This window comes from Bailinhaonella thermotolerans (assembly GCF_003594875.1).
Taxonomy (GTDB): Bacteria; Actinomycetota; Actinomycetes; order Streptosporangiales; family Streptosporangiaceae; genus Bailinhaonella; species Bailinhaonella thermotolerans.
Window position 1 is genome coordinate 367,956 of sequence record NZ_QZEY01000003.1, and the last position, 20,774, is coordinate 388,729.

At 73.0% G+C, this 20,774-nt stretch carries 18 protein-coding genes; 7 read left to right on the top strand and 11 right to left on the bottom strand.

Going from position 1 to position 20,774, the window contains the following annotated elements; genetic code table 11:
* Positions 1 to 31 precede the first annotated feature (31 nt).
* The 3 genes from D5H75_RS10900 to D5H75_RS10910 all read right to left on the bottom strand — a co-directional run bounded on the left by D5H75_RS10900 (position 32) and on the right by D5H75_RS10910 (position 3,966).
* On the bottom strand, positions 32 to 1,252 hold the full coding sequence (locus tag D5H75_RS10900) for an acetyl-CoA C-acetyltransferase (RefSeq protein ID WP_119926267.1): 1,221 nt from the start codon (positions 1,250 to 1,252) through the stop codon (positions 32 to 34).
* Between the two features lie 238 nt (positions 1,253 to 1,490).
* Positions 1,491 to 2,855: an outer membrane protein assembly factor BamB family protein gene (locus D5H75_RS10905; protein WP_242454132.1), complete on the bottom strand. Its 1,365-nt coding sequence runs from the start codon at positions 2,853 to 2,855 to the stop codon at positions 1,491 to 1,493.
* 58 nt (positions 2,856 to 2,913) lie between these two features.
* Positions 2,914 to 3,966: an SGNH/GDSL hydrolase family protein gene (locus D5H75_RS10910; RefSeq protein WP_119926268.1), complete on the bottom strand. Its 1,053-nt coding sequence runs from the start codon at positions 3,964 to 3,966 to the stop codon at positions 2,914 to 2,916.
* A gap of 140 nt (positions 3,967 to 4,106) precedes the next feature.
* Here D5H75_RS10910 and D5H75_RS10915 point away from each other — a divergent pair, with 140 nt between their 5' ends.
* The gene (locus D5H75_RS10915) at positions 4,107 to 5,480 is read left to right on the top strand and encodes a cystathionine beta-synthase (protein WP_119926269.1); all 1,374 of its coding nucleotides are present in this window, start codon (positions 4,107 to 4,109) and stop codon (positions 5,478 to 5,480) included.
* Between the two features lie 394 nt (positions 5,481 to 5,874).
* Here D5H75_RS10915 and D5H75_RS10920 read toward each other — a convergent pair whose 3' ends face one another.
* The 3 genes from D5H75_RS10920 to D5H75_RS10930 form a co-directional block, all read right to left on the bottom strand.
* Positions 5,875 to 6,114, bottom strand: a complete 240-nt coding sequence (locus tag D5H75_RS10920) for a DUF397 domain-containing protein (protein WP_340137761.1) — start codon at positions 6,112 to 6,114, stop codon at positions 5,875 to 5,877.
* Positions 6,115 to 6,150: 36 nt separating this feature from the next.
* A complete protein-coding gene (locus tag D5H75_RS10925) occupies positions 6,151 to 6,366 on the bottom strand; it encodes a DUF397 domain-containing protein (RefSeq protein ID WP_119926270.1) in 216 nt (71 codons plus the stop codon).
* A gap of 273 nt (positions 6,367 to 6,639) precedes the next feature.
* Positions 6,640 to 7,029, bottom strand: coding sequence for an ATP-binding protein (locus tag D5H75_RS10930; protein ID WP_119926271.1), 390 nt, complete (start codon positions 7,027 to 7,029; stop codon positions 6,640 to 6,642).
* 145 nt (positions 7,030 to 7,174) lie between these two features.
* Between D5H75_RS10930 and D5H75_RS10935 the strand changes: the two genes are divergently transcribed.
* Together D5H75_RS10935 and D5H75_RS10940 are read left to right on the top strand one after the other, a co-directional pair.
* Complete coding sequence (locus tag D5H75_RS10935) at positions 7,175 to 8,038, top strand: helix-turn-helix domain-containing protein (RefSeq protein ID WP_119926272.1); 864 nt, start codon at positions 7,175 to 7,177, stop codon at positions 8,036 to 8,038.
* Between the two features lie 30 nt (positions 8,039 to 8,068).
* Positions 8,069 to 8,302, top strand: a complete 234-nt coding sequence (locus D5H75_RS10940; protein WP_422673561.1) for a DUF397 domain-containing protein — start codon at positions 8,069 to 8,071, stop codon at positions 8,300 to 8,302.
* Positions 8,303 to 8,689: 387 nt separating this feature from the next.
* On the opposite strand, the gene D5H75_RS10945 is transcribed toward D5H75_RS10940, so the two are convergent.
* Together D5H75_RS10945 and D5H75_RS10950 are read right to left on the bottom strand one after the other, a co-directional pair.
* A complete protein-coding gene (locus D5H75_RS10945) occupies positions 8,690 to 9,859 on the bottom strand; it encodes a sensor histidine kinase (protein ID WP_119926273.1) in 1,170 nt (389 codons plus the stop codon).
* 120 nt (positions 9,860 to 9,979) lie between these two features.
* On the bottom strand, positions 9,980 to 10,435 hold the full coding sequence (locus tag D5H75_RS10950; protein ID WP_119926274.1) for a hypothetical protein: 456 nt from the start codon (positions 10,433 to 10,435) through the stop codon (positions 9,980 to 9,982).
* 107 nt (positions 10,436 to 10,542) lie between these two features.
* On the opposite strand from D5H75_RS10950, the gene D5H75_RS10955 reads away from it, so the two are divergent.
* A complete protein-coding gene (locus D5H75_RS10955; protein ID WP_119926275.1) occupies positions 10,543 to 11,700 on the top strand; it encodes a cystathionine gamma-synthase in 1,158 nt (385 codons plus the stop codon).
* Positions 11,701 to 11,868: 168 nt separating this feature from the next.
* On the opposite strand, the gene D5H75_RS10960 is transcribed toward D5H75_RS10955, so the two are convergent.
* Together D5H75_RS10960 and fusA are read right to left on the bottom strand one after the other, a co-directional pair.
* The gene (locus D5H75_RS10960) at positions 11,869 to 12,300 is read right to left on the bottom strand and encodes a hypothetical protein (RefSeq protein WP_119926276.1); all 432 of its coding nucleotides are present in this window, start codon (positions 12,298 to 12,300) and stop codon (positions 11,869 to 11,871) included.
* A gap of 331 nt (positions 12,301 to 12,631) precedes the next feature.
* Complete coding sequence (gene fusA, locus D5H75_RS10965) at positions 12,632 to 14,692, bottom strand: elongation factor G (protein ID WP_242454134.1); 2,061 nt, start codon at positions 14,690 to 14,692, stop codon at positions 12,632 to 12,634.
* Positions 14,693 to 15,176: 484 nt separating this feature from the next.
* On the opposite strand from fusA, the gene D5H75_RS10970 reads away from it, so the two are divergent.
* A complete protein-coding gene (locus D5H75_RS10970) occupies positions 15,177 to 15,806 on the top strand; it encodes a signal protein (RefSeq protein ID WP_119926277.1) in 630 nt (209 codons plus the stop codon).
* Between the two features lie 97 nt (positions 15,807 to 15,903).
* Here the strand turns inward: D5H75_RS10970 and D5H75_RS10975 are convergent, their stop codons facing one another.
* A complete protein-coding gene (locus D5H75_RS10975) occupies positions 15,904 to 17,124 on the bottom strand; it encodes an FIST signal transduction protein (protein WP_119926278.1) in 1,221 nt (406 codons plus the stop codon).
* A 176-nt stretch (positions 17,125 to 17,300) separates the two neighbouring features.
* On the opposite strand from D5H75_RS10975, the gene D5H75_RS10980 reads away from it, so the two are divergent.
* Positions 17,301 to 18,713: a sigma 54-interacting transcriptional regulator gene (locus D5H75_RS10980; RefSeq protein ID WP_242454187.1), complete on the top strand. Its 1,413-nt coding sequence runs from the start codon at positions 17,301 to 17,303 to the stop codon at positions 18,711 to 18,713.
* Between the two features lie 15 nt (positions 18,714 to 18,728).
* Positions 18,729 to 20,690, top strand: a complete 1,962-nt coding sequence (locus D5H75_RS10985) for a vWA domain-containing protein (RefSeq protein WP_119926280.1) — start codon at positions 18,729 to 18,731, stop codon at positions 20,688 to 20,690.
* Positions 20,691 to 20,774 lie beyond the last annotated feature (84 nt).

A 20,774-nucleotide genomic window follows, 5' to 3' on the forward strand; every position in this document is an offset into this window, starting at 1 on the left:
ACGGGCCGTGCTCAGATGGTGGACTCGGCGGCTACGAGAGGCGCTCGAAGATCATCGCCATGCCCTGGCCGCCGCCGACGCACATCGTCTCCAGGCCGATGGTCTTGTCGTGGAACGCCAGGCTGTTCATCATCGTGGCGGTGATGCGGGCTCCGGTCATGCCGAACGGGTGGCCGACCGCGATCGCGCCGCCGTTGACGTTCAGCTTGTCCAGGTCGATGCCGAGCTCCTGGTACGACGGGATCACCTGGGCGGCGAACGCCTCGTTGATCTCGACCAGGTCCACGTCGCCGATGGACATGCCCGCGCGGCGCAGCGCCTGCCGCGACGCCTCGACCGGGCCCAGGCCCATGATCTCCGGCGAGAGGCCGGTGACGCCGGTGGAGACGATGCGGGCCAGCGGCGTGATGCCCAGCTCGGCGGCCTTCGTGTCGCTCATGATGACCACCGCGGCGGCGCCGTCGTTCAGCGGGCAGCAGTTCCCGGCCGTCACCGTGCCGTCGGGCCGGAACACCGGCTTGAGCGTGGACACCTTGTCGTACGTCGTGCCGGCGCGCGGGCCGTCGTCCTTGGAGACGACGGTGCCGTCGGGCAGCGTGACCGGGGTGATCTCGCGCTCCCAGAAGCCGTCCGCGATGGCCTTCTCCGCGAGGTTCTGCGAGCGCACGCCGAACTCGTCCTGCTCCTGGCGGCTCACGCCCCGGAGCTGGGCGACGTTCTCGGCGGTCTGCCCCATCGCGATGTAGACGTCGGGCAGCGCGCCGTCCTCGCGCGGATCGTGCCAGGGCTCCGCGCCCTCCTGCGCCCGCGCGTCGGTGCGCTGCCGCGCCTCGTCGAAGATCGGGTTCTGGGTGTTGGGGAGGGAGTCGGAGCTGCCGTTGGCGAACCGGCTCACGCACTCCACGCCCGCCGAGATGAAGACGTCGCCCTCACCGGCCTTGATCGCGTGGAAGGCCATGCGGCTGGTCTGGAGCGAGGAGGAGCAGTACCGGGTGATCGTGGTGCCCGGCACCTTGTCCAGCCCGAGCATCACCGAGACCACCCGGCCCAGGTTGAAGCCCTGCTCCCCGCCGGGCAGGCCGCACCCGAGCATGAGGTCGTCGATGTCGTTCGGGTCGAGCTGCGGCACCTTGTCCAGCGCCGCCCTGACGATCTGGACGGTGAGGTCGTCGGGCCTGATGTCCTTGAGCGACCCCTTGAATGCGCGGCCGATGGGGGAGCGCGCTGTCGCGACGATGACGGCCTCGGGCATGTGCCTCTCCTATGTCTGCGCGTGCCGATACGGCGATACCCCGCACGTTACTCCTCGGTAATCCCCGCCGCCGCCCCCGGCCCCTCGCCGCGCCGTACGGCTCACGCCGGGCGCGGCGTCCGCGCGCCCGACGGGCGTCCGCGCGCCCGACGGGCGTCCGCGCACCCGACGGGCCTCCCGGCGGCGCCCCGTGACGGGTGTTCCCCGGCGGCGCGCCGCGGCGGCCGTCCCCGGGGCGTCAGCCGTACATGCCGGGGCTGGTGGCGGTGCCGTCCTTGAGGGCGTGCAGGCCGCCCTTCTGGTCGCGCCAGAGGCGCCAGCCGTTGTCGCCGCCGGTGAACCAGGCGGGCGGGGGCGAGGTGGAGTCCTTGGTGCGCTTGCCGGTGGCCAGGTCGAACTCGCACAGCGCGGCGATCGAGTAGAAGCCCGGCTGGCCCTTGATCGGAGCCGGGGCCGGGTCCGTGACGCAGAAGGACCAGCCGCGCTGGGCCCGGTGCCGGGGCCGCGCGCCGGTGCGCAGGTCGTACGCCGCTCCCTCGGCGTTGTGCTTGAGGAAGCCGAGCACGGACAGGTCGTTCGGGAACGCCAGCCACCAGCCAGAGCCGGGCACCTGCTGGGCGGTGATCTGCCCGATGACGCGCCCGCTCCGGGCGTCGAGGTGGGCGAACCCGCCGTACCGGCCGTTCTGGTCCACCGGGCGCACGACCGGGGCGACCCCGGGGCTTCCGCTGGGGTAGACGCGCACGACGGAGGGGCGCATCCAGTTGAGCCGTCCGTCGGCGAGCCGCGCCGAGAACATCCCGAACGGTGACACCCGGCGGGTCCGCGGGTCGGTGTACGGCGCGACGTAGGTGACGAGGTCGCCGCCGGCCGTACCGAACGACCAGCCGCCGGACAGGTCCACGCCGCGCCCGAGCGCCGCCTCCACGGGCAGCCGCCACGCGGCCTTGCCGGTGGCCAGGTCGCGGGCCTCGATCAGCGGGCTCCGGACCAGGCGCAGCAGCACGACCCGTCCGCTGTCGGCGTGCGCGACGTCGGCGACGCCCGGGACGCGCCACAGCTCCCGCCCGGTGGCGGGGTCGAGCGCGACGAAGCGGGCGCGGCGCAGCGCGGTGTGCTCGGACACGCACAGGGCCGTCCCGCACCGCTGCGGCCCGAAGGTGGAGTGGACGGGACGCTCCCACAGCCGAGCCCCGGTGCGGCCCTCTCGGGCGACGAGGAGCGCGTTCCACCGGCCGCGCTTCCTGGGCAGGGGCTCGACGGCCGCGACCACCGGCCGCCCGCCGTCCTCGGCGACCGCCGGGGCCTGCACGCCGAGGCCCGGCAGCCGGCCGGCCATCGTCGCGGGGTAGGCCCACAGGCGTTTGCCGGTCGCGGTCTCGACCGCGACCGTCTCCAGCGTCCCGTCGGGTCTCAGTCCGGTGACCGCGCTGACGCCGCCCGCGCCGACGGGCCGGCTGATCGCGTTGAGGTGGGGGTTGTGCCAGCTCAGGGCCTTGGCCTCGGCGTCGCTGCCGGAGCAGCCGGAGGCCGCGGCGACGAGGGCGCCGGCGGCGAGCAGGACCCCGCCCGAGGACTTTCGCGGAGAAGGATGCACCTTCACTGTCAATCCACTCCTATTGCGTGAGGAGTGACGGATCGACCGCGAGGGGTAGCCGGCCTCAGGTGGCGTTCGGCACGGTCTCCGGCTCGTCGTCTTCGTGTTCCACCGCCGGGACACCCCGCCGTCTGCGCAGCAGCATCGCCCACCTGCCCCGCGGACCGAGCGATCGGCCGGCGATGCGGGTGGCGGCCACCTCGGTGCCGGGCGCCTCCGCGGCCTCAGCCGCCGCAACGTAGATCGGGAGGACACCTTCGCCGCGAGTCGGGTCGGGCCGGTGCTCCCCGGCTTCCGGCCACACCCCGAGCGCGGCACCTACAGAAGGTAGCACCGCGTACGCGGCCTGTGCGTAACCTTGCGCGGACGGGTGGAAACGATCAGGTCCGAACATCTCCTTGGGCGAGCTCTCGAACTCCGGCCCGAGCAGGTCGGCGAAGGCCACCGTCCGGCCGCCCTCCTCCACCACGGCCACGGTCTGCGCCGCCGCGAGCTGCCGGCTCCAGCGCCGCGCCAGCCACCGCAGCGGCTGCGCGATCGGCTCCACCGTCCCCAGGTCCGGGCAGGTCCCCACGACGACCTCCGCCCCGGCCTCGCGCAGCCGCCGCACCGCGTTGCGCAGATCGCGTACGGCTCGCGCCGGCGGCACCCGGGTGGTCACGTCGTTGGCCCCGATGAAGATCACCGCGATGTCGGGGGAGGCGATGAGGGCCCGCCTGACCTGCCAGCGAAGGTCGGCCGAGACCGAGCCCGACCGCGCTACGTTGGTCAGCCGCACCGGGCGCTCGGCCACCGCCGCCAGCCCCTCGGCGATCAGCGCGCCGGGCGTCTCGCGCGGGTCGGTCAGGCCGAGCCCGGCGGCGGTCGAGTCCCCGAGCAGGACCATGCGGATCGGTTCCACCTCGTCGGGGGCGTCCACGGGCCCGGGGCCGAGGGCGCTGCCGTACAGCCCGTCGGCCTCTGGCGCGTTGTCACCGTGGGGGCGGCCCACGGTCTTGCGCGCGATGACCGCCTCGGCGAGCAAGAACCCGTACGTCGCCACGCCGAGCGCGGTTATGCCGCCGCCGCCCAGCGCCGCGGCGGAGACGATGCGGCGAATGGCACCAGCCCGAGACACCTGCTGACGGCCTCCCCGTCCACCATTCGAGATACGGTCTACTCAGCGGTACATGTGCCGAACCTAATCGAGTCTGTCCAAGCCCCGGCAGACTCGGCCGGACATCCTTACAAAGCTTCAGTAAAAGGGCGGTTATTCCGTTGCGCGTTCACGACTCCCTGATCGACCTGATGGGGAACACCCCGCTGGTCCGCCTCCGTAAGGTCACCGCGGGCCTCCCCGCCTCGGTTCTGGCCAAGGTGGAGTACTTCAATCCCGGCGGCTCGGTGAAGGACCGGATCGCGCTGCGGATGGTCGAGGCCGCCGAGCGCTCGGGCGAGCTGCGGCCGGGCGGCGTGATCGTCGAGCCGACCTCGGGCAACACCGGCGTCGGCCTGGCGATCGTGGCCCAGGAGAAGGGCTACCGCTGCGTCTTCGTGGTGCCGGACAAGGTCGCCTCCGACAAGATCGCGGTGCTGCGGGCCTACGGCGCCGAGGTCGTCGTCTGCCCGACGGCCGTCGCGCCCGACCACCCCGAGTCGTACTACTCGGTCTCGGACCGTCTGGCGCGCGAGATCCCGAACGCCTGGAAGCCCAACCAGTACGCCAACCCGGAGAACCCCCGCTCGCACTACCTGTCCACGGGCCCGGAGATCTGGGAGCAGACCGAGGGCCGGATCACGCACTTCGTGGCGGGCGTCGGCACCGGCGGCACGATCAGCGGCGTCGGCCGGTACCTCAAGGAGGTCTCCGACGGCCGCGTGAAGATCATCGGCGCCGACCCGGAGGGCTCGGTCTACTCCGGCGGCACCGGCCGGCCGTACCTCGTCGAGGGGGTCGGCGAGGACATCTGGCCCGAGACGTACGACACGTCCATCTGCGACCAGGTCCTCGCGGTCTCCGACAAGGACTCCTTCGTCATGACCCGCCGCCTGGCCCGCGAGGAGGCGCTGCTCGTCGGTGGCTCCTGCGGCATGGCCACCGTCGCGGCGCTGCGCGTGGCCGCCGAGGCCGGCCCCGACGACGTGGTCGTGGTGCTGCTGCCGGACGGCGGCCGCGGCTACCTGTCGAAGATCTTCAACGACGAGTGGATGGCCGACTACGGCTTCCTCACGCAGTCGTCGGAGGAGGCCCTGGTCGGCGACGTGCTGGCGCGCAAGAGCGCGGGCCTGCCGTCCTTCGTGCACGTCCACCCGGACGAGACGGTCGGCACCGCGATCTCGATCATGCGGGAGTACTCCGTGTCGCAGCTCCCCGTCATGAAGGAGGAGCCGCCGGTCATGGCCGCCGAGGTGGTCGGCTCGATCGTGGAGCGCGACCTCCTGGAGGCCCTCTACCGGGGCAACGTCTCCCCGGACGACCTGCTCGCCGGCCACATGTCCGCCCCCCTCCCCATGATCGGCGCCGGCGAGCCGGTGAGCCGCGCCGTCGAGGCCCTGGAGAAGGCCGACGCCGCCGTGGTCCTCGACGACGGCAAGCCCACCGGCGTCATCACCCGCCAGGACCTCCTGGCCTTCCTCGCCAGCGGTTCCTGACCCTCCTCCCGGGTACGGCCCCCGCCCGCCCCTCCCCGCGAAGTACGCCCGGGGAGGGGCGGGCGGGGGCCGTACGCCAGGGAAGCGGAGGACGCCGGCCGTACACCAGGGAGCGCGTGGCGAGGAGCAAGGTCCTCGCGTGAGAGCGCTCCGCGCGAGAGAGCCCGGTCAGCGCCCAGCAGGGGCTCCGCCCCCGCACCCCCAGACGAGGGGGGCGCCGCCCCCCTCGCGCTCCCCCCGCAAGCCTCGCCCCGAGCGAAGACCGGCCAAAGCGCACACCAGCGCGAAAAGCGTCATCGGGCCGCGCTGACCGTCTCGCCTCCGGCGTCATGAGGAGAGCCCGGCCAGGCCATGAGGAGCCTCCGGCCGAGTCGCGGGTGATATGAGGCTGCCTCTAGCCGAACTCTCCACCCCGGACGCTCTTCAGAAAGGCGTCCCATTCCTGTCGAGCGAAGGCGAGGACAGGGCCTGTGCCCTTCTGCTTGCTGTCCCGAACAAGGCGTCGACCGTCTGCGAGCTGAGCCACCTCTACGCAGGCACCTCCGTCCGACCCGCTGAACGAGGACTTTCGGAAGGTCGCCGTGCGAAGCTCTTCGCCTGTCACGTCCATTTCCTGACCTACCTCCTCAATCATCGGACGCGAATGCCTCCTTGGCCGGGATACGGATCTCTAGTCGAACTCGCCGCCACGGATGCCCCGGAGGAAGACGTTCCACTCCTCGGAGGTGAAGGCGAGGACAGGGCCGGCGCCCTTCTGTTTGCTGTCCCGGACAAGGCGTCGGCCTTCGGAGAGCTGTGCGACCTCGACACAGCTACCTCCGCTGGAGCCACTGTAAGGCGACTTCTTGAAGGCCGCCGTTCGCAGCTCTTCAGGACTCACGTCCATTTCTCGATCATCTCCTCCACCATCAGGCGCGATCGCCTCGCGGGTCCCGCGGCCGGGCGAATGTAATTCTGTCTGGACATGATGACCGACGGTCTCGGGGGCGCGGGCGAGGAGCAAGGTCCTCGCGCGAGAGCGCTGCGCGCGATCGAGCTCGGGCAGCGCCCAGCGGGGGCCGCGCTCCCGCAGCCCCCTCGCCGGGGGTGCGGGGGCTGCCGCCCCCTCGCGCTCCCCGCAACCTCGGGGCCACCGGCGGCATCGGGACGACATCGCCCGTCAGCGAATCTCAAACCAGGTGCGGGTGCCTCCTGGCCAGGAATCCGCCCCCCAGCGTGAGGCGAGAGCCTCGACTAGGCGGAGGCCGTACCCGCCCTCGGCGTCGGCCGGATCGCGGTGACGTGGTTCCGAGTGAGCTTTGCCGCCTTGGTCCTGGATCTCGAAGCGTGGCTCGTAAGGGGGGCCGAGGACGTTGACCGTGACGGCCCCGCCTCGCTCACCGCTGCGCGTATGACGGACCGCGTTGGTGATGAGCTCGGTGAGAATGAGGAGCAGATCGTCGAGCCGGGGATGGTCCTCGTAGAGCACCCTGACGTACGCGCGGACAGCGGGGACGTGGTCCTCCTGTCCGGGAAAGGTCACGGTCGTCACGGGGCGGGTGGCGAGCATGGTCCTGTCTCCTCTGCGGTTCGCGTCCCGATTTTATCGATTACACTCCGCGCTCATCTCGTCGCTGATAGCATTCAGGGGAAGGCTTGCTAATGCAAGCCTCTATTAAAACTCATCAAGCTTCTCTCGAACCTGGAGGCCACCAGTGCCCCGAGGCAAGCACATCCCTACGGTTGCTAGCGCTCGCCTGGCAAGAGAACTCCGGACGCTGCGCGACAAGGCCGCTCTGAGCCAGGAGGTCGTGGCCGAGGAGATGGGCTGGGCTGAGAGCAAGCTCTACCGAATGGAGAACGACAAGAGCCGGATCCTTCCGCGCGACGTGAAGCGGTTGCTGCGGCTGTACGGCGTCGAGGGAGAGCGGGCCGATGTCGTACTCGAACTTTCGCGGCTGGCCCGGGAACCGGAGTGGTGGCACCGGTACTCCGGGGCGATCCCGGAGTGGTTCCAGGTGTATGTGGTGCTGGAAGCCTCGGCGTCGCAGGTGTGCGGTTACGAGTCGGAGCTGGTACCCGGGATCATGCAGACGGAGCGGTACGCCCGAGCGATCATGTCGACTGCGCCGAACCCGTACACGGACCAGGAAATCGACGATCACGTCGAGGTGCGGACCAACCGCCAGGCCAGGCTCACCACTGAAGAGCCGCTGCATCTGTGGCTGGTGCTGAACGAAGCCGTCATCCGGCGGACGGTGGGCGGGCCGGACGTGATGCGCGAGCAGATCGAGCATCTGATCTCGCTCGCCCGTCTCAAGAACGTGACACTTCAGATCATCCCGTTCGCATATGGCGAGCATGGAGCGATGCACGGGTCGTTCTATCTGTTGAGCTTCCCCGGGCCGGTAGACCTCGACAAGGTCTACCTTGAACAGCAAATAGGTGGGCTATACACCCAAAAGCAAGAAGAAGTCGGACGATATAGGCTGATGTTTGACCATCTGCGCGCCCGAGCCCTCGGACCGGAACGGACTCTTGAGATATTCGGCGCGGTGGCCGATGAGTTGACCTCGTGACAGTCGAACAGCGAGGGAATGATGCACAGCGTGAACCTGACCTCCGCCTACTGGCGCAAGAGCTCCTACAGCGGTAACAACGGCGGAAACTGCGTCGAAGTAGCCCTCGTAACCCAGGCTGAGGACGCGACCTCAGCAAGCCTCATCGCCGTTCGTGACAGCAAGAACCCTCACCTCGCCCCGCATGTCTTCGCGGCAGCCGAGTGGAGGGACTTCCTCGCGGTCGTGAAGGCGGGCGCTCTCGACCCTGAGTCGTCGGAATAGCTCCCCGCGGGCCTGGTCGCCGCGCGTGACGGCGGTCCCAGCGTTCTTCATGCCGTCCGAGGTCGAGGCTTGCGGGGGAGCGCGAGGGGGCGGCGGCCCCCTCGCCGGGGGTGTGGGGGCGTAGCCCCCACTGGGGGCTGTCCGAGCTTGAACGCGCGGAGCGCTCTCACGTGAGGCCCTTGCCTTTTGGGCTCGCCCCCCTTGGGGTCTCCGCTTGGGTTCGCCCTGCTCTGTAGCACCCTTGCCTGTGGCCTTTGAGGTCCGCCGCTCTTCTTGGGGCCGGTCTTGGGTGTCTGCCTTGCCTTGGCCTTTCGCGCCGCGTTCGCCGTACGGCCTGGGGGCGGGGTGCGCACGGCCGGGGCTCGGGCCGTACGGCGGGGAGGGGATCTAGAGGCGGAGGGGGAGTTCGGCGCGGACTTCCCAGCCGCCTTGGGGGGAGGGGCCGGCGTGGAGGTGGCCGCCGAGGGCCTCGACGCGTTCGGCCATGCCCACGAGGCCGAAGCCGCCGCCCAGGCGGAAGGGGCGGGAGTCGGTGGCGGTGCCGCCGAAGTTGGCGACGCGGATGGTCAGGGTCTGGCCGTCGCGGCGGAGGCCGACCTCGACCCAGGAGGCGCCGGGGGCGTGGCGGCGGATGTTGGTGAGGGACTCCTGCACGACGCGGTGGATGGTGGTGAGCACCTCGGGGTGCAGGTCGGCGTCGGTGATGCCGGGGCCGATCTCCAGGCCCGCGCGGACGCCGGAGGCGGTGAACTTGTCGACCATCGTGCGCAGGTCGGCCAGCGACACGCCCGGGGTGCGGGCGGCCTCGTCGCCGTCGCGCAGGACCCCGACCAGGCGGCGCATCGAGGTCAGGGCCTCGGCCCCGGCGCCGGCGATCGCGTCGAGGGCGGGGATGACGGCCTGGGGCTGCCGCTCGGCCACGACGCGGGCCGCCTGCGCCTGGACGACGATGCCGGTGATGTGGTGGGCGACCAGGTCGTGCAGCTCGCGGGCCAGGTCCAGGCGCTCGGAACGGCGGGCCACGTCCATCGCGACCGTGCGGCGTTCCTCCTGGTAGCGCAGGTAGAAGCCGATGGCGCAGGCGGTGATCCAGCCGATGAAGTACAGGGACCCGAACGCCTCGGCGTTGCCCAGGGCCAGGCTCCCGTAGCCGTCCACGATCCGCAGGGCGGGGCCGGTGATCAGCGCGACCAGGGCGAGCAGGGCGAGCGCGATGGCCCGGGGGGTCGGGTAGGTCACCCGGGTCACCGCCATGACCAGCATCATGATCGAGCCGGCCTCGGCGACGCCCGCGAACGACCCCAGCCCGCTCAGCTTGGACACGAGGCTGATCGCGATCGAGACCACGATCAGGATCGAGGCCCAGCGCTCGGGGGCCCGCCTGCGGCGTACGACGGCCAGGATGCCCACGGCGTCGCCGGCCGCGACGAGGACGAAGCTGGCGCCCATGTTGACCGACCCGATCAGGTCGAGCAGGGTGAGCAGGCCGAGCCAGCCCAGCAGGGCCACCTCGGCGAGCCGCCGGGCCCAGAGCGCGACGCGCTGCCATCCCCCCATGGACTAGCAGCGTAGACGCCCGGGCCGCCTGACTGGGTCGGCCTTATGGCCGAATCCCCTCGGCAGAAAGGGGGAGGCCGGGCGGTCCCCGGAACCGGCCGCGTCCGCTCACCCCTGAGGTCAGGCGGGTGATCCGCCTCGCGGCTCGCAGCGCGGGCGCAGTTGGACCACGCTCACCTCGGCCCCCTCGGGCGCGGCCCACGGGGCCTCCAGCCGGATGGGCGCCGCCGCCGCGCGCGTCTCGTCGGCCACCATCACGCGGACGCTCGCCCGCGTGGAGGCCGCCCGGCGCGGTTCCTGCACCTCCGCGACGCCCGCGGTCAGCCGCAGCCGCGCCGCGAACCCCGTCATCTCCTGGTTCGTGAGCGGTGTCCCGTCGACCTTCTTGACGTTCACCTCGACCGGGCTCAGGCAGCCGCCGGCCGCGGCCGGGGTCGCCTTCCCCCGCCAGGCCCCGGCTCCCGCCCCGCCCGCCGTCCCGTCGTCCGAGCCCAGCGCGATCAGCACGCCCGCCACCGCCACGGCGGCCGCCGCGGCACCCGCGGCGGCGCGCCGCCCCCTCTTCCCGTCCAGCACGACACCATCCTCTTCCCCCGGCGGGCGGCTTTCATCAGCCTGCACGGGGATTTCACGTCTACTCCCCAGGACGTAGACGTCTCCTCCCTGCGGCTACGCTCGATCGCATGACTGAAGGCCCAGGAAAAGAAGGCTTCGAGACCCTCGCGATTCACGCGGGGCAGGAGGCGGACCCGCGCACGGGGGCGGTCGTCCCCCCGATCTACGCGGTCTCGACCTATAAGCAGGACGGCGTGGGCGGCCTGCGGTCCGGCTACGAGTACAGCCGCACCGGCAACCCCACCCGCGCCGCGCTGGAGGAGTGCCTGGCGGCTCTGGAGGACGGCGTTCGCGGCCTGGCCTTCGCGTCCGGCATGGCCGCCGAGGACACGCTCCTGCGGACGATCTGCAAGCCCGGCGACCACGTCCTCATCCCGAACGACGCCTATGGCGGCACCTACCGCCTGTTCTCCAAGGTCCTCGCCCGCTGGGGGGTCGAGTGGGACGCCGTCCCGCTGGGCGACGTCGAGGCCGTGCGCGCCGCCGTACGCCCCGGGCAGACCCGGGCGATCTGGGTGGAGACGCCGACCAACCCGCTCCTCGGCATCGCGGACATCGCGGTCCTCGCGAGCGTCGCCCACTCCGCGGGGGCCCTGCTGGTCGTGGACAACACGTTCGCGTCGCCGTACCTCCAGCAGCCGCTCGCGCTCGGCGCGGACGTCGTCGTGCACTCGACCACGAAGTACGTCGGCGGGCACTCGGACGTGGTCGGCGGCGCGCTGGTCGTGCGCGACGCGGAGCTGGGCCAGGAGCTGGCCTACCACCAGAACGCCCTGGGCGCCGTCGCCGGCCCCTTCGACGCCTGGCTGACCCTGCGCGGGGTCAAGACCCTCGCGGTGCGCATGGACCGCCACTGCGACAACGCCGAGCGCGTCGTCGAGATGCTGCTGGACCACCCGCGCGTGTCGTCCGTGCTCTATCCGGGCATCTCCACGCATCCCGGTCACGAGGTCGCGGCCAAGCAGATGCGCCGCTTCGGCGGGATGGTCTCCTTCCGGGTGGCCGACGGCGAGGACGCGGCGGTGGAGATCTGCGGCCGGACCAGGGTGTTCACGCTGGGCGAGTCCCTGGGCGGCGTCGAGTCCCTCATCGAGCACCCGGGCCGCATGACCCACGCCTCGGCCGCGGGCTCCCCGCTGGAGTGCCCCAGCGACCTGGTGCGCCTCTCGGTGGGCATCGAGTCCGTCGAGGACCTGCTGGCCGACCTCCGCCAGGCCCTGGCCTGACCGCGGCCCTCGGCCTGACCGCGGCCCTCGGCCTGGCCTCGGGTCCCGGCCCGCCCGGCCTCGCCTCCGGCGCGCGTACGGCGGGCGCCCGGCGCCGCGACGGGTCCGGGCGCGGCGAGACCCCGGTGCGGCGTGAGCCGTACCGGGGTGGGGGCCGGGCGCTCCGGGCTAGTTGAACCAGACCATCAGCACGAGGATGACCAGCCAGATCAGGGAGACGATCCCCGCGAGGCTGGCGATCCGCGCGGTCTGGACCTTGGCGTCGTCCTCGCTCTCCTCGTTGGAGAGCACGCGGACGGCCGTGCCCTGATCACGAATGATGATCACGAGCAGCACGGCCGCCACGATGAACAGCGTCATCGAGATCGACAGGTAGGGCTTGCCCAGCCCGCCGCGCCCGAGCACCATGCCGAACAGGAAGATCCCCAGCGCGAGCATGCCGAAGACGCGCGTGGTCCGGTGGAGGTACCGGACGACGTCCACCTGCTTGGTCCGGATGTACCTGGGCGTGGCCATGGTCGCCGCGGTGACGGGCCCCAACGTCATGATCGCGAAGCCGATGTGCAACCACAGCATCAGATTGTCGAAGAACGGCCGCATGCGCCGACCCTAGTGGGTCCCGCCCCCCGCACGCTCCCCCAGGGGCCCTCGGACACCAGGTGAGACCCCGTCCGGGCTCCGGTGGCGGCGGCCCGCCGGAGCCCGGGCCCCGCCCGCGCGGGACGGACGGGGCCGGGCCCGCTCACCGGGCGCGGTCACCGATCGCCCGACCCGGGTCGCCGGACCGGGACCACGGGATCCGGGCCACCGGTCCGGGGCCACGGGACCCAGGTCACCGGTCCGGGTCGCGGAACCCAGGCCGTCGGGCCGGGGGTCGCGGAGGCCCAGGTCACCGGTCCGGGGTCACGGGACCCAGGCCACCGGGCCGGGGTCACGGGACCGGGGCCAGGCCGGCCGGGCGCGTGGTGAAGGTCGCGCGGCCCTGGGTGCGGCCGCGCAGGTCGGTCGCGTACCCGGACATCTCCGACAGCGGCACCGTCGCGGTGACCACCACCGTGCCGGGGCGGGTGACGGTCCCGGTGATCTGGCCCCGGCGGGCGCCGAGGTCGGCCAGGACCGCGCCCGTCGCGTCCGCCGGAGCCGTGATCGTCGCCTCGGCCACCGGCTCCAGCAGGACCATCGCGCAGGCGCGCAGGGCCTCCCGGAGGGCGAGGTGGCCCGCCGTACGGAACGCCAGGTCCGAGGAGTCCCTGACGTGCGTGGCCCCGTCCGTCAGCGTCACCCGCACGCCGACCACCGGGTGGCCGCCCAGCGGGCCCTCGCCCAGCGCGTCCCGGCAGCCCGCCTCCACCGCGCGCGCGTACTCCGCGGGCACCCGCCCGCCGGTGACGGCCCAGCGGAACTCGAAGCCGGACGAGCCCGGGAACAGCGGCTCCACGTCCAGCACCACGTGCGCGAACTGGCCCGCGCCGCCGTCCTGCTTGACGTGGCGGTAGGCGAAGCCGGTCACACCGCGGACCACGGTCTCCCGGTAGGCCACGGTCGGGCGGCCCGCCGTCACGGCCACCCCGTACTCGCGGCGGATCTTCTCCATCGCCACCTCCAGGTGGAGTTCGCCCATGCCGGACAGCAGGGTCTGGCCCGTCTCCCGGTCGGTGCGCACGGACAGCGAGGGGTCCTCCTCGGCCAGCCGCGCCAGCGCCGCCGCCAGCCGGCCGGAGTCCGCGTTCGCGCGCGGCTCGACGGCGACGGAGATCACCGGTTCCGCGGGGGCCGGCGGTTCGAGGAGCAGCGGCGCGCCCGGGGCGCACAGGGTCACGCCGGGGCGGGCGGACCTGGGACCGACCACCGCGACGATGTCCCCGGCCACGGCCCGGTCCGTCTCGGTGTGGCGGTCGGCCTGGACCCGCAGGATCCTGGCCACCCGCTCGGCGCGCCCGGCCGTGCCGTTCAGCACCGTCTCCCCCTTCCGCAGCGTCCCCGAGTACACCCGCAGGTACGTCAGCCGGCCCGTGGCGGTCGTCGTGACCTTGAACACGAGCCCGGCGAACGGCTCCGCCGGGTCGGCCCCGCGCTCCTGTTCCGCGCCGTCCCACTCGCCGCGCACCGCCGGGACGTCCCGCGGCGACGGCAGGTAGGACACGACGGCGTCGAGCAGCGGCTCGATCCCGCGATTCCGGTAGGCCGAACCGCACAGGACGGGCACGGCCTCCCCGGAGATCGTCAGCTCGCGCAGCGCGGCGGTCAGCGCGGGCGCGCTCACCGTCCCCGTCGCGCAGTACTCCTCCAGCGCGCCGGGGTGCAGTTCGGCCACCGCCTCCTCCAGCCGGGTACGGCGTTCGCGGGCCTCCTCGCGCAGCGCACCGGGCACCGGGTGCTCCTCCACCGGGCCGCCGCCGTCCGGCCAGCTCAGGGCCCGCATCAGCACCAGGTCCACGACGCCCGTGAACCCGTCCTCGCGGCCGATCGGCAGTTGCACGGCCAGCGCGTTGGCGCCCAGCCGTACCCGGATCGACTCGACGACGGCGTCGAGGCCGGCGCCGGGGCGGTCCAGCTTGTTGACGAAGGCGACGCGCGGCACGCCGTGGCGGACGGCGCGGCGCCACACCGACTCGGTCTGCGGCTCGACGCCCGCGACGCCGTCGAACACCGCGACGGCGCCGTCGAGCACGCGCAGCGCGCGCTCGACCTCGTCGGCGAAGTCCACGTGGCCGGGGGTGTCGATCAGGTTGACGCGGTGCCCCTCCCACTCGCAGCTCACGGCGGCCGCGAAGATCGTGATGCCGCGGTCGCGCTCCTGCGGGTCGAAGTCGGTGACGGTGGTGCCGTCGTGGACCTCGCCGCGCCTGTGGGTCGCGCCGGTGGCGTACAGGATCCGCTCGGTCACGGTGGTCTTGCCCGCGTCGACGTGGGCGAGGATGCCCACGTTGCGCACGCCGGCGATGCGGGGACGGGTGGGTCGGACGGGTTGGCGGTGCAGGTCGGCGCGCACGGGCCGGCCCCTTTCAGGCGAGTTCCGGACATGACGGCGCGATTGCCCGGCGTACGGCCCGGGCCCTCGATCGGGGGCGTGGAGCCCGCGGTCGGGGCCGTGAGGCCGCTGGAAGAGACGCCGCGAGGTGTCCCCGGGCGGTGGCTCCGCGCGCGCCGGCCTGGACGGCTTCGGCTTCAGTCGCGGCGCGGAGGTGTCAGAGGGTCGCCGGGGACGTCCGGTGCCGGCCGCGCAGCGGGCACCGGGCCGCCGGAGACACCAGGATCACCTCATGGCGCGACGAGGGGATCACGACGGCGGTGCGATGTGGCACGGCCCGGCTCCTCTCCTCGTCGTTCACGGTCCCGCCGGGGCCCCTCGGGGCGCCCAGCGTCCGGCCGCGAGTGTATTCCGGCCCGCGGCGGCGGCGGAAACGGTTTTCCGGGCCCGGGCCGCCTCCCGGGATCGGGGATGGGGGCGGGCGCGCAGTGAATAGGATGCCGCAATGCCTCGTAGATCATTTGTTGCGTTCTTCGCCGCGCTGGCGCTGGTCTCCGGTTGTTCCGGAGGGACCGGGGAGAAGCCCGCGCAGGCTGCCGGGTCGCCGGCCGCCGAGGCTCCCGCGGGCGGCGGCGCCCCGCTGCCGGACGCCGACGCCGTGCAGGGCCGGTGGTGGACGTGGGCCGCGTCGGAGGCGGAGGGGACCAACCCGGTCGCGGACGAGACCGGGGAGTTCTGCGCCCGGAACCAGCCCTCGGACGTGTGGTTCCTGGCCGGGACGTTCGGCGGGCCGGCCAAGCGGAAGTGCACCGTGCCGGCCGGGCGGCCCCTGGTGTTCCCGCTGGTGAACCGGATCGCGGACAAGGACGCCTGTGACGGGTTCATGGCCGGGGCGCGGGGGAGCGCGAGCCTGGACGGCAAGCCGCTGGAGAGCGAGCCGATCGTGACCGAGAAGGCCCAGGTGACGTCGGTGGCGGGCAACCCGGTGACCGAGGCCGCGGGCACGGAGACCTACTACGCCTGCGGCATCTGGGTACGGCTGGCGCCGCCGTCCCCCGGGAAGCACACGCTGACCTTCAAGGGGAACGCCGAGGACTTCGAGGCCGACGTGGAGTACACGCTGACGGTGAAGTGACGGTCCGGGTGGAGTGACGGCCCGGGTGGAGTGACGGCCCGGGTGAAGTGACGGTCCAGGGGAAGCGGCGGTCCAGGGGAAGGCGGCTCGGGCACGGCTACGGCTCGGGGAAGCCCCGGCTCGGGGCGGGCGGCTCGGGGGAGACGGCGGCCGCGGGGCTGGTGAAGACCAGGAGGCTGGCGGAGAACCCGTGAACGTGGTTGTGGCCGCCGACCGGCCCGATCTCGCCCGCCGCGAAGAAGCCGCCCAGCCCGATCGGGCCGAGGGCGCCGCGGACCGCGAGGGCGTCGTGGTCGGCCGAGTCGAACATCGCCGCCCCCCGGCCGTTGCAGGTGAACAGGAGGGCGCCGGAGGAGGATCCGGAGGTCTCCGCGGCGACGTGGGCGCCGAGGAGTTCCTTCAGGTCCTCCTCGGCGGCCAGGGCGTCCCGGACCTGGAAGCGGACGGTCTGCCCGATCTCGACCACGTCGCCGATGGCGATGGCCTCGCGCTCGGGGTCGATGCCGAGGACGCCGCGGACCAGGAAGTCGCCCCGCTCGTGCCGTTCGGCGTACTCGTCCATGGCGATGCCGATCTGCAGGCCGGTCGCGACGAGCTCGCGTTCCTCGTCGGTGAGGGAGGTGACGACCTCCTCCAGGCGGGCCAGGGCGGGCTGGCCGGCGAGCTCCAGCAGCAGGTTGTTCTCGGCCTTGGTCACCGCCATCGTGGGGCCGATCGGGCGGCAGCCCTGGCTCACCACGGCGCGGACGTTCACGTCGCCGCTGATCGTGACCCCGACCGCGCCCTCGGTGTAGACCTTGCCCTGGGCGAACAGCCGCACCGCGCCGCGCCCGGCGATCGCGTTCGCCAGGCCGCCGACGACCGGCAGGTCGCCCATGACCTCGGCCGAGCGCTCCACGAAGGAGTCGGCGGGGAAGGTATAGGGGTCGGCGAGCAGGACCATCGCCTTGTCCTCGGGCTGCCGCTCGGACAGCCCCACGACCACCAGGTGGTCCTCGGCGCGCAGCGTCTCCAGCACGAACGGCGTCAGCCGCACCCCGGGCAGGGACGCGGCCCAGGCGCTCACCGAGGGGGTCAGCTCGACGCCCTGGCCGTCGCCGATCACGCCGGTGGCGCTGCACCCGATCACCGCCGCGTTCCCCGCGGCGGCCATGGCGTGCTCCCCGGCGGTGCCGACCGCGTCGGGGTCCTCCCCGCACACGAAGAAGAAGACCAGGTCGGGCGGGGCCGACAGGCCGGCGACGGCCTGCGCCACCGCGGACTCGGCCGCCTTGATCAGGTCGGGGTCCACAGAGAGGCCGTCTGCGAATCGGACCACGGGCTTCCCTCCCTACCTAGGTAGACGTTGCTCTTCGTCCGATTCTGCCCCGCTGGCGGTGCGCTAACGCGAGGATGCGAGATAGGGGGCGTGAGGGGACGGATGCGCGACACGGGGACACACGACGACGTAGTGTCGAACCCGTGCATGATTCGCCGGTTGGCCGGGGCCCCCGGATCGCGCCCCCCGCCTCTTCGACCCAGCCCGCCGCCGCGACCCTCGCGGAGCTTCGCGAGAGCGGGTGCGAGTACCGCTCGGTCAAGGCCGAGATCAGGGAGAACCTGCTGGCCCGCATCCGCGCCGGCGAGCCGAGGTTCCCCGGCATCGTCGGGTTCGACGAGAGCGTGCTGCCCCATCTCGAACGCGCCCTGCTCGCCGGGCACGACCTCGTGCTCCTGGGCGAGCGCGGCCAGGGCAAGACCCGGCTGATCAGGACGATCGCGGGCCTGCTCGACGAGTGGACCCCGGTGGTCGCCGGCTGCGAGATCAACGACCACCCCTACGCCCCCGTCTGCGTCCGCTGCGTACGGCTGGCCGCCGAGCTCGGCGAGGAACTGCCGGTGGCCTGGCGGCACCGCGACCAGCGGTACGGCGAGAAGCTGGCCACCCCCGACACCAGCGTCGGCGACCTCATCGGCGACATCGACCCGGTGAAGGTGGCCGAGGGCCGCACCCTGGGCGACCCGGAGACCGTGCACTTCGGCCTGGTCCCCCGGGCCAACCGGGGCGTGTTCTCCGTCAACGAGCTGCCCGACCTGGCCGAGCGCATCCAGGTGTCGCTGCTGAACGTGCTGGAGGAGCGCGACATCCAGGTCCGCGGCTACGCCCTGCGGCTGCCGCTGGACATCCTGCTCGTGGCCAGCGCGAACCCCGAGGACTACACGAACCGCGGCCGCATCATCACGCCGCTGAAGGACCGGTTCGGCGCGGAGATCCGCACGCACTATCCGATGGACCTGGAGACCGAGCTGCGGCTGATCCGCCAGGAGGCCGAGGTGTTCGCGGGGCTGCCCGAGCATCTGGTCGAGGTCATCGCCCGGTTCACCCGCCTGGTGCGCGACTCCCCGGCGGCCGACTCCCGCTCGGGCGTGTCCGCGCGGTTCGCGATCGCGGCGGCCGAGACCGTGGCCGCCTCCGCGCTGCGCCGCGCCGCGATCAACGGCGAGAGCCCCGACACCCCGCCGGTGGCGCGCGTCTGCGACCTGCCCCCCATCGTCCACACGCTGCGCGGCAAGGTGGAGTTCGAGGTCAGCGAGGAGGGCCGCGAGATCGAGGTCCTCTCCCACCTCCTGCGCCGCGCGACCGCCGAGACGTTCCGCACCCGCCTGGGCGGCGCCGACCTGAGCGGGCTGCTCGCCCGCTTCGAGGAGGGCGCCACCGTCGAGTCCGGCGAGAACGTCTCCGCCGCCGAGCTCCTGCGCCGCATCGGCCCCGTCCCCGGCCTCGCCAAGATCATGGAGCGCCTGGGCATGTCCACCGAGTCCCCCGCCGACGCCGCGGCCGCCCTCGAGTTCGCCCTTGAGGGCCTCTACCTCATGCGCCGCCTGTCCAAGGACGAGCTGGACGGCGCCACCGTCTACCGCACCTGACCCGGGGGTGGAGGCATGAGCAACTCCTACCGCTACGGGCCCTACGAGGACGGGCCCGATCCGCTGGCGCCGCCGTACGACGTGCGGGCGGCGCTGGACGAGATCGGGGACTCGGTGCTGGGCGGGGCCAACCCGGGGGAGGCCCTGCGGGAGCTGTTCCGGCGCGGGCTGCGGGAGACGGGGACGTCGCCCCGGCGGCGGGGACTGGACGACCTGCTGCGGCGGGCGCGGCGGCGGCGGGAGGAGCTGCGCGGGCGCGGGCGGCTGGACGGGACGCTGGAGCAGGTCAGGGCGCTGCTCGACAAGGCCGTCGGGCAGGAGCGGGCCGAGCTGTTCCCCGACCCGGGCGACGAGGCGCGATTGCGCGAGGCGGAGCTGGACGCGCTGCCCCAGGACACGGCGCGGGCCGTACGGCGGCTGGCCGACTACCAGTGGCGGTCCGAGGCCGCGCGGCGGACCTTCGAGGAGCTGACGGACCTGCTCCGGCGGGAGGTGCTGGACTCCCAGTTCCGGGGGATGCGCGACGCGCTCGCCGGCGCCGACCCGGAGCGGATGCGGCGCGTCCGGGACATGATGGGCGCGCTCAACGAGATGCTCGACCGGGACGCGCGCGGCGAGCACACCCAGGCCGACTTCGAGAACTTCATGCGGGAATACGGGGACTTCTTCCCCGAGGGGCCGCGGAACCTCGACGAGCTCGTGGACTCCCTCGCCCGCAGGGCCGCCGCCGCGCGCCGCATGCTCGCCTCGCTCACCCCCGAGCAGCGCGCCGAGCTGGCCGGGCTCATCGACCAGACGCTCGCCGACGCGGGCCTGGCCGCCGAGATGTCCCGCCTGGGCGAGGCCCTCGCGGCCCGCCGCCCCGACCTGATGTGGGACGGCGGCGAGCGCATGACCGGCGACCAGCCCCTCGGCATGGGCGACGCCACCACCGCCCTGGAGGAGCTGGCCGACCTGGCCGACCTGGAGGCCGCGCTGCGCCAGGACTACCCGGGCGCGCGCCTCGACGACATCGACGAGGAGGCCGTACGGCGGGCGCTCGGCCGTTCGGCGGTGGACGACCTCGCCGCGCTGCGCCGCATCGAGCGCGAGCTGGAACGCCAGGGGTACCTCCGCCGCGAGCGCGGGCGGCTGGAGCTGACGCCCAAGGCCGTGCGCCGCCTGGGGGAGACCGCGCTGCGCCGCGTCTTCTCCTCGCTGGAGGCCGGGCGGCGCGGCGACCACGACCAGCACGACGCGGGCGCGGCCGGGGAGCTGACCGGGTCCACGCGGCCGTGGCGGTTCGGCGACGAGCAGCCCGTGGACGTCGTCCGTACCGTCGTCAACGCGGTCCGCCGGCAGGGCCCGGGGCGGGTGCGGCTGAGCGTGGACGACTTCGAGGTGGCCGAGACCGAGCGGCGCACGGCCGCGGCGGTGTGCCTGCTGGTGGACCTGTCCTACTCCATGGCGCTGCGCGGCACGTGGGCCGCGGCCAAGCAGACGGCGCTGGCGCTCCAGGCGCTGGTGGCCGCCAAGTTCCCGCAGGACGCCGTGCAGATCGTGGGCTTCTCCAACTACGCGCGGGAACTGCGGACCGACGAGCTGGCCTCGCTGGACTGGGACATGGTGCAGGGCACGAACCTGCACCACGCGCTGCTGATCGCGGGGCGGCACCTGGACCGGCACCCCGACTTCGAGCCGGTCGTGCTCGTGGTGACCGACGGGGAGCCGACGGCGCACCTGACGCGGGACGGCCGGTACGCCTTCGAGTGGCCGCCCTCGGCCGAGACGCTGGAGCTGACGCTCGCCGAGGTGGACAAGATGACCCGCCGCCGCGCCACGCTCAACGTGTTCATGCTCGCGGCCGACGACCGGCTCAAGGAGTTCGTGACCGAGGTGGCGCGGCGCAACGGCGGGCGCGTCTTCTCGCCCGACGCCGACCGGCTCGGCGAATACGTGGTCAGGGACTTCCTGAGCCTGCGCCGGCGACCCCGGTGACGGGCCGCGCTAAGACCTGGCCAAGAATCGCACCTGCGGGGTGTCGCGGGACGAGCCCCGGTTAGGCGTACGGAGCCGGCTCCA